The sequence below is a fragment of the Mesorhizobium sp. M2A.F.Ca.ET.042.01.1.1 genome (assembly GCF_003997405.1).
Taxonomy (GTDB): Bacteria; Pseudomonadota; Alphaproteobacteria; order Rhizobiales; family Rhizobiaceae; genus Mesorhizobium.
Genome location: NZ_RZRX01000181.1, coordinates 1 through 13,360, shown reverse-complemented (window position 1 = coordinate 13,360; position 13,360 = coordinate 1). Strand labels below are relative to the sequence as shown.

The 13,360-nt window shown below is 63.4% G+C and carries 12 protein-coding genes and 1 pseudogene; 5 read left to right on the top strand and 8 right to left on the bottom strand.

The features are described from left to right. Positions 1 to 122: 122 nt before the first annotated feature. Positions 123 to 284: pseudogene (locus EOA23_RS36550) on the top strand (Tat pathway signal protein); the annotation flags it as partial. Between the two features lie 97 nt (positions 285 to 381). On the opposite strand, the gene EOA23_RS23770 reads toward EOA23_RS36550, so the two are convergent. From EOA23_RS23770 to EOA23_RS23740, 7 genes are all read right to left on the bottom strand, one after another. Next, positions 382 to 1,485: an ABC transporter ATP-binding protein gene (locus tag EOA23_RS23770; protein ID WP_127305938.1), complete on the bottom strand. Its 1,104-nt coding sequence runs from the start codon at positions 1,483 to 1,485 to the stop codon at positions 382 to 384. Continuing rightward, positions 1,485 to 2,588 (bottom strand): ABC transporter ATP-binding protein, encoded by a 1,104-nt coding sequence (locus tag EOA23_RS23765; protein WP_127305937.1) that lies wholly within the window; start codon positions 2,586 to 2,588, stop codon positions 1,485 to 1,487. The genes EOA23_RS23770 and EOA23_RS23765 overlap by 1 nt, the downstream gene beginning before the upstream one ends. Beyond that, complete coding sequence (locus EOA23_RS23760; protein ID WP_095819408.1) at positions 2,585 to 2,806, bottom strand: hypothetical protein; 222 nt, start codon at positions 2,804 to 2,806, stop codon at positions 2,585 to 2,587. The genes EOA23_RS23765 and EOA23_RS23760 overlap by 4 nt, the downstream gene beginning before the upstream one ends. Continuing rightward, a complete protein-coding gene (locus EOA23_RS23755; RefSeq protein WP_127305936.1) occupies positions 2,803 to 3,759 on the bottom strand; it encodes a carbohydrate ABC transporter permease in 957 nt (318 codons plus the stop codon). Before EOA23_RS23755 ends, EOA23_RS23760 begins: the two co-directional genes overlap by 4 nt. A 1-nt stretch (position 3,760) precedes the next feature. After that, positions 3,761 to 4,666: a sugar ABC transporter permease gene (locus EOA23_RS23750; RefSeq protein ID WP_042640683.1), complete on the bottom strand. Its 906-nt coding sequence runs from the start codon at positions 4,664 to 4,666 to the stop codon at positions 3,761 to 3,763. Between the two features lie 66 nt (positions 4,667 to 4,732). Further along, positions 4,733 to 6,049: an extracellular solute-binding protein gene (locus EOA23_RS23745; protein ID WP_127305935.1), complete on the bottom strand. Its 1,317-nt coding sequence runs from the start codon at positions 6,047 to 6,049 to the stop codon at positions 4,733 to 4,735. 390 nt (positions 6,050 to 6,439) lie between these two features. Continuing rightward, a complete protein-coding gene (locus tag EOA23_RS23740; protein WP_127305934.1) occupies positions 6,440 to 7,096 on the bottom strand; it encodes a TetR/AcrR family transcriptional regulator in 657 nt (218 codons plus the stop codon). A gap of 210 nt (positions 7,097 to 7,306) precedes the next feature. Here EOA23_RS23740 and EOA23_RS23735 point away from each other — a divergent pair, with 210 nt between their 5' ends. From EOA23_RS23735 to EOA23_RS23725, 3 genes are read left to right on the top strand one after another with little or no spacing between them, the layout of a single operon-like run. Beyond that, positions 7,307 to 8,503, top strand: coding sequence for a Tm-1-like ATP-binding domain-containing protein (locus EOA23_RS23735; protein WP_127305933.1), 1,197 nt, complete (start codon positions 7,307 to 7,309; stop codon positions 8,501 to 8,503). Positions 8,504 to 8,509: 6 nt separating this feature from the next. Then, positions 8,510 to 9,349 carry a phosphoenolpyruvate hydrolase family protein gene (locus tag EOA23_RS23730; protein ID WP_127305932.1) on the top strand — a complete coding sequence of 280 codons (840 nt, stop codon included), beginning with the start codon at positions 8,510 to 8,512 and terminating at the stop codon, positions 9,347 to 9,349. 4 nt (positions 9,350 to 9,353) lie between these two features. Beyond that, positions 9,354 to 9,770, top strand: a complete 417-nt coding sequence (locus EOA23_RS23725; RefSeq protein WP_127305931.1) for a cupin domain-containing protein — start codon at positions 9,354 to 9,356, stop codon at positions 9,768 to 9,770. A gap of 173 nt (positions 9,771 to 9,943) precedes the next feature. Here the strand turns inward: EOA23_RS23725 and EOA23_RS23720 are convergent, their stop codons facing one another. Beyond that, a complete protein-coding gene (locus EOA23_RS23720) occupies positions 9,944 to 11,137 on the bottom strand; it encodes a Xaa-Pro peptidase family protein (protein WP_127305930.1) in 1,194 nt (397 codons plus the stop codon). A 333-nt stretch (positions 11,138 to 11,470) separates the two neighbouring features. Here EOA23_RS23720 and EOA23_RS23715 point away from each other — a divergent pair, with 333 nt between their 5' ends. Beyond that, a complete protein-coding gene (locus tag EOA23_RS23715; RefSeq protein WP_127305929.1) occupies positions 11,471 to 13,081 on the top strand; it encodes an ABC transporter substrate-binding protein in 1,611 nt (536 codons plus the stop codon). Positions 13,082 to 13,360 lie beyond the last annotated feature (279 nt).

The window sequence follows — 13,360 nt, the reverse complement described above, 5'->3', positions numbered from 1 at the left end:
GCGCGATCCTTCGACGCCTTATGCAACGCGCTCAAGGACATATGCGACCTGTTCGACCCGCTACAGTGCAGAAACTTCTTCAAAGCTGCCGGATATGAGGCCAATTAAACGCGACGTGCTTTAAGCTCGCCTTCATCAACCAGCCTGTCGAGGTCGCCCGCCTGCGCGCCGACTTGGCGGCGATTGTTGGCGAGACCCGTAGACCGGATATCGTGATGCGCTTCGGTTATGGGCCGGCCTTGCCGTTTTCGCCAAGAAGGCCGGTGGCTTCGGTCATCGCATGATGGTTGAGATGATCAGAGGCGGTTGACCCGTCAGCCAGGCTGCCCGCCGGCTCTCGGCCTGGTCGGGCGCGGCGCGATAAGGCGGCAGGCGAAGCCGCTATCCCGCATGCCGCAGGCTCACCCCACTGCCCTTGTCGAACAGCACCACCTTGTCAGGGTTCCAGGCGAAGCGCACGGCCTGTTCGATCGCGACATCGGTCCTGGCGGGCACGGTGGCGCGCAGCATCGTATCGCCGACCCTGAGCGTCAGGATCTTCTCCACGCCATGGTTCTCGACATCATGGACGCGCGCCTCGACCGGCGCGCCGCTCTCCAGATGGACATCCTCCGGACGGATGCCGAAGACGAGCGGCCGACCGTCGGTCGCGCCGCTCGTCCTGCCCCCGCCAAAACTCTTTGCCCCAGTTGAAAGCGGCAGCTCGAAATTCACCGGCGCCATCACCGCGCGGTCGTTGACCAGCTTGCCGTCGATGAGGTTCATCGGCGGCGAGCCGACGAAGCTCGCGACATAGGTGTCGCGCGGATTGTTGTAGATCTCATGCGGCGTGCCGGTCTGGACGATGCGGCCATGGTTGAGCACGCCGACCTTGTCGCCCATCGACATGGCCTCGATCTGGTCATGCGTGACGAACAGGAACGTGGCGCCAAGCTGCATCTGCAGGTTCTTCAATTCTGTGCGCAGCGCCTCGCGCAGCTTGGCGTCGAGCGCCGACAGCGGCTCGTCCATCAGGAAGACGCGCGGCTTGCGCACGATGGCGCGGCCGATCGAGACGCGCTGCATCTCGCCGCCGGAAAGCCGGTCGGTCTTGCGGTCGAGCAGATGCTCGATACGAAGCGTGCGGGCGGCGCGCGCGACGCGATCCTTGATCTCGGCATCCGGCAGCCGGCGGATCTTCGGTTTCAGCGGGAATTCGAGGTTCTGTCGCACCGTGTAACGCGGATAAAGCGAATATTGCTGCAGTACCAGCGCGACGTCGCGTTCGGCCGCGCCCCAGTCGGCAACGTCGACGCCGTCGATGAAGACCTGGCCCTCGGTCGGCTTTTCAAGACCGGCGATCAGGCGCAGCGTCGTCGTCTTGCCGGCGCCGGTTTCGCCGAGCAGCACGAAGAACTCGCCGTCGGCAATGTCGAGATTGAGGCCGGTCAGCGCGGTGTGGCCGCCGAATTTCTTGGTGATGTTCTTGAGTTCGATATGGGCCATTACAGCCTTACTCCAAGTGACTTGCCGCTTGCCGTGTCGAAGAAATGCGCGTGTTCCGGATCGATGCGGACATGGACCTTCTCGCCGGGACCCGAGACGTAGCCGGCCTTGGTGCGCGCGCGCAGCATCGTGGAACCGACCTTGAGGTCGACGATGTCGAAGGATCCGAGCGGCTCGATGATGCTCGCCTCGACCGGCATGTAGCCGGGCGCCGCATCGTGCCGGACGAGCACGCCCTCCGGCCGGATGCCGAGCGTCAGGCCACCGTTGGCATGCCCGTTGAGCTTGGACAGGAGCCGGTGCGGGAACTCGAAGCCCGCCGGCGCGTCGCCGACCGTCACTGAAGCGGCGCCGGGCCGATCCGCGACGCGGGCCTCGGCGATGTTCATCACCGGGCTGCCGACGAATTGCGCCACGAACAAGTTCGCCGGGTGCGAATAGACCTCGTCCGGCGTGCCAACCTGCTGAATGAAGCCCTCATGCATGATGACGATTCGGTCGGCGAGGCTCATCGCCTCGATCTGGTCGTGGGTGACGTAGATCGTCGTCGATCCCTGCTTGACGTGCAGGCGCTTGATCTCGGCCCGCATCTCCTCGCGCAGCTTGGCGTCGAGCGCGCCGATGGGCTCGTCCATCAGCATGGCCTTCGGCCGCCGCACGAGCGCCCGGCCAATCGCCACGCGCTGCATGTCGCCGCCCGAAAGCGCCGACGGCCGCTTGTCGAGCAGGTCGGTGATACGCAGGACCCGGGCGACCTCGCGCACGGACTTGTCGACCTCGCCGCTGCTCATGCGCGTGGCGCGCAGCGGAAAGGCGACGTTCTCGAACACCGTCATGTGCGGGTAGAGCGAGAAGGACTGGAACACCATGGCGATGTCGCGGTCGGCGGCCTTGAGGTGCTGCACCGGCTTGCCGTCGATCAGGATGTCGCCCTTGTCGATCGTCTCCAGCCCCGCCACCGCGCGCAGCGTCGTGGTCTTGCCGCAGCCGGACTGGCCGAGCAGCACGATGAACTCGTTGTCGGCGATGGCGAGGTTCAAATTGTGGATGACCTGGACGGCACCGAAGAATTTCTCGATGCCGCGAAGTTCGATCTGCGTCACTGCCGGGCTCCCTCATGCGTCGCGGCGCCGGTTTCCTCGCTCTGCTCCGGCGCGATCTTGGACGTGATGTTGAAGCCGATCAGCCCGATCAGGATGATCGTCACGCCGTAGGAATGCAGGTTGAGGCTCCATGGCTGGCAGAGCGCGACGATGCCGAGCACCATCAGGATCTGCGAGGCCGGCAAAAGGTACTTCTCGTTGGCGGCGCGGAAACTCATTTGCGGATTGCTCCGAACGTCACGCCGCGAAGCAGATGGTTGCGCAGCAGGAAGGTGAAGATCGCGACCGGCAAAAGGAACAGGAAGGTGCCGGCTGCGATCGTGGTCCAATCCGGCAGGCCGGAGCCGATCTGCGACGGGATGAAGGGCGGCGCCGTCTGGGCGCGCCGGTTGGTCATGATCAGCGCGAAGGCGTATTCGTTCCAGGCGGTGATGAAGCAGAACACGGCTGTCGCCGCGATGCCCGTCGCCGCTTCCGGCAGCACGATCTTGAAGAAGGCCTGCATGCGCGTGTAGCCATCGACGAGCGCTGCTTCCTCATATTCCTTCGGGATCTCGTCCATGAACCCTTTCATCAGCCAGACCGAGAAAGAGAGGTTGAACGCGACGTAGAGGATGATCAGCCCGATATGCGAGTCGTTGAGGCCGACCATCCGGTACATCAGGAACATCGGGATGGCGACCACCACCGGCGGCAGCATGCGCGTCGACAGGATGAAGAACAAAAGATCCGCCTCGCCGGCGATCTTGAAGCGGGAGAAGCCGTAGGCGGTGAACGTTCCCATGCCGACCGCCAGCACCGTGCTGATGACCGCCACGATCAGGCTGTTCATGAACCGGTCGGGATACTGCGAAAGCTGCACATCCTTGCCGACCTTCAGCACCCGCTCGCCGCCGTCATAGATGCGTTTTTCCCACCACGGCGCGGCTTCGTAGACTTGCGGGTCGACGGGCTTCTGCATCTGCACGCGCTTGGTGAAGAGACGCACGAACGGCGTCACCTCCGGCTGGAACAGCACGGTGGGCGGCACGCTGACGGCGAGCTCCTTCGGCTTGAACGCCGTCGAGGCGATCCAGTAGATCGGCGCCAGGAAGATCAGGGTCGCGACCAGCACGGCGGCGATTGCCGCGCGGTTGAAAGCGACTTCGGAAGAAGTGCGGACGGCGGCCATCTCAGCGCTCCTTCACCTTGTTGAGATACTTCACGTAGAGGTTGGTGATGGCCAGCACCATGATCAGCACGATGTAGGCCAGCGCGCAGGACTTGCCCGTATCCCACTGCTGGAAGGCCTGCTTGTAGAGCCGGATCGCGATCAGCTCGGCGGTCGGCTGGGTCGTCATCGTGTAGGCGATGTCGAAGGTCTTGAAGGCTTCCATGGTGCGGAAGATCAGCGCGATGAGAAGGATCGGCGAGACCAGCGGCAAGGTGATGCGGGTAAAGGTGTACCACCATCCGGCGCGGTCGATCGCGGCGGCCTCGTAGAGATGCTGCGGCACCGCCGACAGGCCGGCAAGCGACAAAAGCATGACGAAGGGCGACCACATCCAGATGTCGGTGATCGCGACCGCGTAGAGCGCGCTGTCGGGATTGGAGAGCCAGGCGAAATCGCCAAGGCCGAAGACATAGTTGATCGGGCCCCAGGACGGACTGTAGAGCAGTTGCCAGAACAGGCCGACGACTGCCGCCGACATCATCATCGGCAACAAAAGCAGCGTGGTGATCAGGCCCTTCATCGGAAAGGAGCGGTTGAGCAGAAGCGCAAGGCCGAAGCCGACGACCATCTGACCCGCCACCGAAACGATGACATATTTCGCCGTGATGACGAAGTTCGACCAGATGTGGTCGTCACTGAGCAGCTCGCGATAATTCTGCAGGCCGACGAACTGCCATGGCTCGCTGCGGTTCGCAGCGAAGTTCGTGAAGGAATAGCCGAGCGAATAGATCAGCGGAAAAATGTTGAAGACGATCAGGAAAACCAGCGTCGGGATGATGAACAGATTGCGGATGGTCAGGTCCGACCAGCCGCGCGCGGCGGCCCTGGAGGCCGGATCAAGATTGGTGAGGGCTACCGAAGCCAACGAATGTCTCCCTGAAAACAGGAATGCCGGAGGGGAAACCCTCCTCCGGCATTCTGACTGTGGTGCTTACTTGTAGCGGTTGTACTTGGTGAAGGTCGCCTTCCAGTCGGCGGCGGTCTTGTCGAGCGCCTCCTGGGCGGTGCCCTTGCCGCCGACCACGAATGGATAGATGTTCTGGTTCAGCTGATCGAGCACTTCGGCGTATTCAGGCGTTGCCCAGAAGTCCTTGACCATGAACATCGTGTCGTAGAACGCCTTGTTGTAGGGCGTCGCGTTCTGGAAGGCATCCGACTTCAGCACGGCCTGGCTGCAGGTGTAGCCGCCGAGGTCGGCCCATTTCTTCTGGGTCTCGTCCTTGATGAACCATTCAAGGAACTTCATCGCCTCGTCCTGGTTCTTCGAATACGAGACGACCGAGATGCCCTGGCCGCCGAGAGCGGCGAAGCGCTTGCCGTCCGGGCCGGCCGGGTTGGCGAAGAAGCCGGTGACGTCGGCATAGGGATTGGTGGCCTTGTTCACCAGCGGCGGGAAGAAGGCGAAGAAGTTCATGCTCATCGCGGCGAGGCCGCCGGTGATCGCCTGATTGTCTTCCACGAAGAAGGTCTTGCCCCAGCCGGGCGGCGTGAACTTGTAGAGTTGCTTGTACATGTCGAGGCCGGCGGCAGCCTCCTTGGAGTTGGTGATGCCGTCGACCTTGTAGGTGGCGTAGTCGCCGAGATCGCCGCCATAGCTGAAGATGGCGCTTTCGACGCCCATCGCCATCGCGTCATAGGAATTGTCGGTGTAGATGGCGACGCCGTAGCGCTTCTGGTCCGGACGGTGGAAGAACTCGGCGATGTCGCGCAGTTGCGCATAGGTGGTCGGCACGGCGAGATCGTAGCCATACTTCGCCTTGAAGGCCTCCTTCTCCTTCGGGTCCTCGAACCAGTCCTTCCGGTAGGACCAGCCGATCGCGTCGCCTTCCAGCGGGATCGCCCAGTATTTGCCGGACCCGCCGGGATATTCGGCATAGTACTTGATGGTGGCGGGCGCCATCACGTCATTGAGCTTGTGCTGGTTGAAGAAGTCGGTGAGGTCGACATAGTGGCCTTGCGTCGAACCGGCGCCGAGCCATTGCGAGTCGCCGACGACCATATCGTAGGCGTCGCCATGCGCGTTGAATTCGGTGAAGGCCTTGGTCTGGAAGTCGGGCCACGGCGTGGTCTGAACCGTGACCTTCACGCCGGTCTCGGCCGTGTAGTCGTTGACGAGTTCCTGCAGGTAGTTCGCCGGATCCCATTCCGCCCAGAAGATGGTGAGTTCCTTGTCCTGCGCGCGGACGGATGTCCCGCAGGCAAGTGCCAGCCCGATACCAGCGATCACGCTGGTCACTATCTTGCGCATAGTTTTCCTCCCTTGTGCGCATTCCACCGTGTCATGCGAGCCGGCGGTGAGGCCGACCCTGGTAGTTCCTCCTGTGATGCTCCTCCCCGGTTTCAGGCCTCCTCGCCCTGCCGGAAATGGATCGCAGCCCTGACTTTTTCTCCGCGTTGTCGGTCCTAATCTGGTATTACCAATTTTCGCTTGGCGTCAAGCGCTTTCTTGAGCGGCTGACAGCATCCGAACAAGCGGATCGTTACGATATCCGGCTGTTTTCCCTTGTTTTTCCTACTCTGCGATACGTGGAGCCCTTGTCACGGGCGGTCCATTACAATTAACATTCGAAACTGGCCCCGCAATCTGGTCGAACCAGATTTAAGCAGCTGTCGCCTTTGACGCTGCAGCCATTCCTGCTCATGTCGCTCCTGATTCCGCCATCGCGGCGCGCACCAGCGCGCCCGCCGCCCATTGCGCCACCGACATCATCTCAGCGCTGTCCAGCCCCCAGATGTCCTTCAGCACCGTGACCACCTCGACGCCGAACACCAGCGACAGCGCCTGCGCCAGGCGCCTGAACTGACGCGGCTTCAAGCGGCCCTTGAGCGGCGCGATCGCATCCTTCAGCAGGTCGACGCGATGGCCGCGCGTGAAGGCGGGCTCGGATCCGAGCGTGCCGGCCTGCCGCCGTGCCCATTGGTCGAGGGACAGCTTCAGCGCCGCCTTGAACGTCGCCTCGAAGGCCTCGATGCGCGGCATCGCGGTGGCGAAGAGATCCGCCACGCGCCGTTCGGCATCATCGGAGGCCGACTTCCAGGTGAGAATCGGGCCGAGCCCTTCATCGACCACGGCCTGCACCAGCGCCGCCTGGCTCGGGAAATACCGGTAGGCGGTTGCGCGCGACACCCCCGCCGCCTCCGCGACCTCGCTGACCGAGGGTGTCATGCCGGACTGCATCAGCCGCGTCGCCGTTTCCAGCATCAGCCGCCTGGTGCGGGCACGCGCGCCCTTCTCGACGGCAGGCGCCTCGGCGATCTCATCCTTGGCGACGGCTTGTTGACGTGAGACATCCATATCAATACGATACGCGCGTCTCAAAAATTTGCAATGGCGCAACGCCAGGCAAATGACGGGGCCCCACCAGCGACGAGGCTTTGCCGAGGAGCTTACGGGTGGGGCAAAAAATTAGGTCCCCACCAGCGACGAGGCTTTGCCGAGGAGCTTAAGGGTGGGGCAAGAAGGCAGGCGGCAAAGCCGACCATGCCGGACGACGGGGAAACGCGCATGAAGCGCATCTATGTGGTCGGCACCGCCGACACCAAAGGCGAGGAGCTTGCCTTCCTGGCCGACGCCGTCGCTGCTGCGGGTGGCGCGGTCGTGCGTGTCGATATCGGCACGCGGGGCGCGACCGTCCCGGTCGATATCCCGGCCAGCGAGATCGCCGCGCATCATCCCAAGGGAGCCCACGCGGTTCTCGGCCTCGATGACCGCGGCGCTGCCGTTGCCGGCATGGGCGTCGCCTTCGCCGGTTTCATCCGCTCGCGCGACGACATCGCCGGCGTGATCGGCATTGGCGGCGGCGGCGGCACCTCGATCGTCACCGCCGGCATGCGCGCGCTGCCGCTCGGCCTGCCCAAGCTCATGATCTCGACGCTGGCATCCGGCGACACCGCGCCTTATGTCGACGTGTCCGACATCATCATGATGCCGTCGGTCACCGACATGGCGGGACTGAACAGGCTCTCCCGCGCCGTGTTGCACAATGCCGCCCAGGCGATCGCCGGCATGGCGGCAAAACCGGCCCCGATCGCCGCCGGCAAGCCGGCGCTCGGGCTCACCATGTTCGGCGTCACCACGCCTTGCGTGACGGCGATCGTCGAGCGCCTGCGCGCCGACTATGACTGCATGGTCTTCCACGCCACTGGCACCGGCGGCCGCTCGATGGAGAAGCTCGCCGACAGCGGCCTGCTGGCCGGCGTCCTCGACATCACCACGACCGAGGTCTGCGACCTGTTGCTGGGCGGCGTGCTGCCGGCGACGGAGGATCGTTTTGGCGCCATCGCCCGCACGAAACTGCCCTATGTCGGCTCGGTCGGCGCGCTCGACATGGTGAATTTCTGGGCGCCGCCGACCATCCCGGAAAAATATCGTGGGCGACTGTTCTACGAGCACAATCCCAATGTCACGCTGATGCGCACCACGGCCGACGAATGCCGCCGGATCGGTGAATGGATCGGCGGCCGCCTTGCCCGATGCGACGGTCCAATCCGCTTCCTGATCCCGGAAATGGGCGTCTCGGCGCTCGATATAGAAGGCGGCGCCTTCTTCGACGCGGAGGCCGACGCGGCGCTGTTCGACGCGATCGAGCGCACGATCGAGCCGACGAAGGACCGCACCGTCACGCGCCTGCCGCTGCACATCAACGATCCCGCTTTCGCCACGGCCGCCGCCGAGGCGTTCCTAGACATCGCCAAGAAGTGAGACAGCATGGCCGCCATTCCGCGCAAAACGATCCTGGAGAAATTCGGCAAGATGATCGCCGACGGCGTGCCGATCGTCGGCGGTGGCGCCGGCACCGGCCTGTCGGCCAAGGCCGAGGAAGCCGGCGGCATCGACCTGATCATCATCTACAATTCCGGCCGCTATCGCATGGCCGGGCGCGGCTCGGCCGCCGGCCTGCTCGCCTATGGCAACGCCAACGAGATCGTCAAGGAGATGGCCTATGAGGTGCTGCCGGTGGTGAAGAAGACGCCGGTGCTGGCCGGCGTCAATGGCACCGATCCCTTCGTCATCATGCCGCTGCTGCTTTCCGAACTGAAGACGATGGGCTTTTCCGGCGTGCAGAACTTTCCGACCGTCGGCCTGTTCGACGGCACCATGCGCCAAAGCTTCGAGGAGACCGGCATGGGCTTTGGGCTCGAGGTCGACATGATCGCCGAGGCGCACAAGCTCGACTTGCTCACCACGCCCTATGTCTTCAATCCCGACGAGGCGCGCGCCATGACCAAAGCCGGCGCCGACATCGTCGTCGCCCATATGGGTGTGACGACCGGCGGCTCGATCGGCGCCACCTCGGCGAAAACGCTCGACGCCTGCGTGAAAGAAATCGACGACATCGCCGATGCCGCGCGCTCGGTGCGCAAGGATGTCATCCTGCTGTGCCATGGCGGGCCGATCTCGATGCCCGACGACGCCCGCTACATCCTCGAGCGCTGCGAGGGTCTGCACGGCTTCTATGGCGCAAGCTCGATGGAACGGCTGCCGGCCGAGGCGGCGATCGCCAGGCAGACGGCGGATTTCAAGGCGATCACGAAAAAGAAGGGATGAGGCAATGGCCGACAGGAGCAAGGTGTTTGTATACCCGAAGGATGTCAGCGCCTTCGGCTTCGACTGGGGCAGACTGTCGCTGACCGTGGCGCCGGAAGTGAACGGCGCCGAACGCTTTTCAGGCGGCGTCGTCGACTTGCCGCCCGGCCAAGGCCACACCCGCCACAATCATCCCGGCGCGGAAGAGATCATCTTCGTCATCTCCGGCCATGGCGAGCAGATGGTGGAGGACGAGAAGGGCAATCCGGTGGTGGCGAAGGTCGGTCCCGGCTGCACCATCTACGTGCCGGAAAGCCGCTTCCACTCGACGCTCAACACCGGCGACCAGCCGATGCAGCTCTTCGTCGTCTATTCGCCGGCCGGACCGGAATTGGCGCTGCGCGACCTGCCCGACTTCAGGCTGCTGCCGGCGGGCACATAATTTTCAGCGTCGCAGCCCCCTTATCCGGCCGCTTCGCGGCCACCTTCTCCCCGGCGGGGAGAAGAGGCTGGCGGCGGCGCTTACCTGCTCCTCTCCCCTCGGGAGAGGTCGGATTGCCCCGAATTGCCCTTCGCAATTCGGGGCAATCCGGGTGAGGCGGAGCGCCGTCGAGGCTAAGCTGCCGCCCCACCCCTATTCCACCCACGCCCGCGATCGCCGAACATCACATAACCGCTGTCGGTCACCGCGACTGTGTCCTCCAGCTTGATGAAGCCGCGCGTCGGATGAAGCATGGTCGTCTCGACCGACAGCACCATGTTCTTTTCCAGCGGCTTGGCGGCGTAGGTGCCTTCATAGGCGACCGGATGGTTGGTCATCAGGAAAGGCGCCTCATGCGTGATCAGGCCCATGCCATGGGCGAAGAAATCGGTATAGGCCGCGACCTTGGATGCCTTCAGCACGCTCTCGGCATGCGCGATCATGTCGCCGCCGAGCGTGCCGGCCTTTACCTTGGAAAGGGCTGCCTGCTGCACGGTTTCGACCTCGGCGAGCAGATCCTCCAGCTCGGCATCCGGCTCGCCGAGCACGCCCATGCGGCAGAGGTCGCCGATATAGCCGTGATAGTTGCCGCCGGAATCGATCGACATCACCTCGCCCTTCTTCCACGCCTGACTTGAGGCGGCGCGGTTGTGGCTGGAGCCCAGCGTCAGCAGGCAATATTCGAAATGCGCGCCGCGATTGGTCTCCTCGCGCCTCAGCCGCTCGATGATGTCTGTCTTGCTTGTGCCCTCGCGCGCCCAGGCGATCGTCGCCAGCATGGAATCGGTGATCAGTTCGGAGGCGATGCGCAGCTGTTCCAGCTCGGCCTCGGTCTTGATGGCGCGCATGCTCTCGAGCATGCCGGTCGCATCGATCAGCTTCGCGTCCGGCAGCGCCTTGCGGATCAGCGCATACGCGTCGGACGGCAGGAAGCCCGGCTCGATGCCGATGCGGGCGGCTTCTTTGCCGATCCGCTTCAGATGCTCCACCGCCAGATTGGCGGCATCGAGCGTGCCCCAGCAGGCGGCATGCAGGGTCGGCGTCCAGAACGGATGGTTCTGATGCTCGCCGCCTTCCATCTTGTTGCCGATATAGGCCGCGTGTTCCGGCCCGCCCTTCTCGTAAAGCACGATCGGCAGGTAACGGCTGTGGCCGATCGCATCCATCGCCGCGAAGAAGATGAACTTGTAGCCGCCGAGCAGATATTGCGTGTTGTGCTTGGAGGTGGCGAAGAGCACGTCGATGCCGGCCTCTTCCATCAGCCGGTCCACCCGCGCCTGGTCAAAGGGAACACTGCTGACCTCGGTCTTGCCCGGAGCGATGTTCATCTGGCTCTCCCTGTTTTTCATCGGTCGCAGGAGCGCCGAACGTTATGATTTATGGCTGTCGGCCAAATCTGCATCATTTTGGCCGCTCTGGTCCAGCCAGAACTGATCACTTTCAAGCCAAAGGCGGTTTATGTCCGAATCTCTATCCCGCTTCGCTATAATCTGGTCCTACCAGATAAAAATATGAGAGCTTCTTTCGGCCGGCTGGTCCAGCGGACGGAAATTTCAAAGCCAAGCCATGATGCGCCAAATCCGTCTCTGGCGAAACCTTTGCCAAGGCCCATAATCACGCGATTGGCGCGCCTGCCACGGCGCGAAGAGGGGAGTTGAACGATGTCCGAATTGACGATTTCACGCCGCGGCCTGCTGGCCGGCTCGGCGCTGCTGCTGGGCTCGACCGCGCTGCCGACCATCGGCTTCGCGCAGACGCCGAAGAAAGGCGGCCGCCTGGTGCTGGCCGCCGATTCCGAGCCGCGCAACCTTAACCCTGCGATCGTTGCATCGAACGGTGTCTTCTTCATTTCCAGCAAGATCGTCGAGACGCTGGCTGAAGCCTCTTTCGACGGCAAGGACGGGCTTCAACCCCGGCTGGCGCTCTCCTGGGAGGGTGCTGCCGACGGCCTGTCGGTGACCTTCAAGCTGCGCGACGGCGTCAAATGGCATGACGGCAAGCCCTTCACCTCCGCCGACGTCGCCTTCTCGGCGCTGCAGATCTGGAAGCCGCTGCAGAATCTCGGCCGCACCGTGTTCAAGGACCTGCAGGCCGTCGACACGCCGGACGAGCTGACGGCCGTCTTCAAATTCGCCAAGCCGACGCCGTTCCAGCTCATCCGCAACGCGCTGCCGGCGCTGTCGAGCGTCGTGCCGAAGCACGTTTATGAAAACGGCAAGATCGAGGACAACCCGGCCAACAACGCGCCGGTCGGCACCGGTCCGTTCAAATTCGCCGAATACAAGGCCGGGCAATATTACCGGCTGACGAGGAACGACGCCTATTGGGGCAAGGACGAGCCCTATCTCGACGAGATCGTCTATCAGGTGCTCCCCGATCGCACGTCCGCCGCAGCTGCGCTGGAAGCGGAAGAGATACAGCTCGCCGCCTTCTCCGCCGTGCCGCTCGCCGATCTCGACCGCATCTCCAAGGTGCCGGGCCTGAAGGTCATCACCAAGGGTTATGAGGGGCTGACCTACCAGCTCGTCGTCGAGATCAACCACCGCCGCAAGGAGCTGGCCGATCTGAAAGTGCGACAGGCCATTGCCCATGCCATCGACAAGGATTTCGTCGTCAAGACGATCTTCCTCGGCTACGCCGCGACCGCCACCGGCCCTGTGCCGAAGAACGACCCGCAATTCTACACCGCCGACGTGCCGACCTATCCTTTCGACGTCGCCAAGGCCAACGCGCTGCTGGACGAAGCAGGCTACAAGCGCGCCGACGACGGCAAGCGCTTTGCGCTGAAGCTTTTGCCGGCACCTTATTTCAACGAGACGAAGCAGTTCGGCGATTATTTGCGCCAGGCGCTGGCGGCGATCGGCATCGACGCCCAGATCGTCAACAACGACTCGGCAGCCCACATCAAGGCCGTCTACACCGACCATGCCTTCGATCTCGCCGTCGGCCCGCCGGTGTTTCGCGGCGACCCGGCGATCTCGACCACCATCCTGGTGCAGAGCGGCATTCCCGACGGCGTGCCCTTCTCCAACCAGGGCGGCTACAAGAACGCCGAGCTCGACGCGCTGATCGTCGAGGCATCCGAGACGCTCGACACCTCGGCTCGCACCGAGCTCTACAAGGAGTTTCAGAAAAAGGTCGCCGCCGACCTGCCGCTAATCAACGTCGCCGAATGGAGCTTCATCTCCGTCGCGCGCGACACGGTGGGCAACATCGCCAACAACCCGCGCTGGGCTGTGTCGAACTGGGCGGACACTTATTTGGAATCGTGAGACACTCGCGCGGATGAGAGTTCGCGAAGAAATCGGAATTTGGCCGGAGGCCGCGTTCCGTCACCCCCCTCTCTGTCCTGCCCGACATCTCCCCCTCAAGAGGGGAGATCAGCAGTTCCTCCGTCCCGCCAGTTCTGCAACCTCGAAAATTGGCGAAACCGTTGCTGATAGCCAATCTCCCCCCTTGAGGGGGAGATGTCCGGCAGGACAGAGAGGGGGGCCTTGGCTCGGCTTTTTCAATAGCCAGCGTATCGCCACCCCTTCGAGGCGCGCATGACA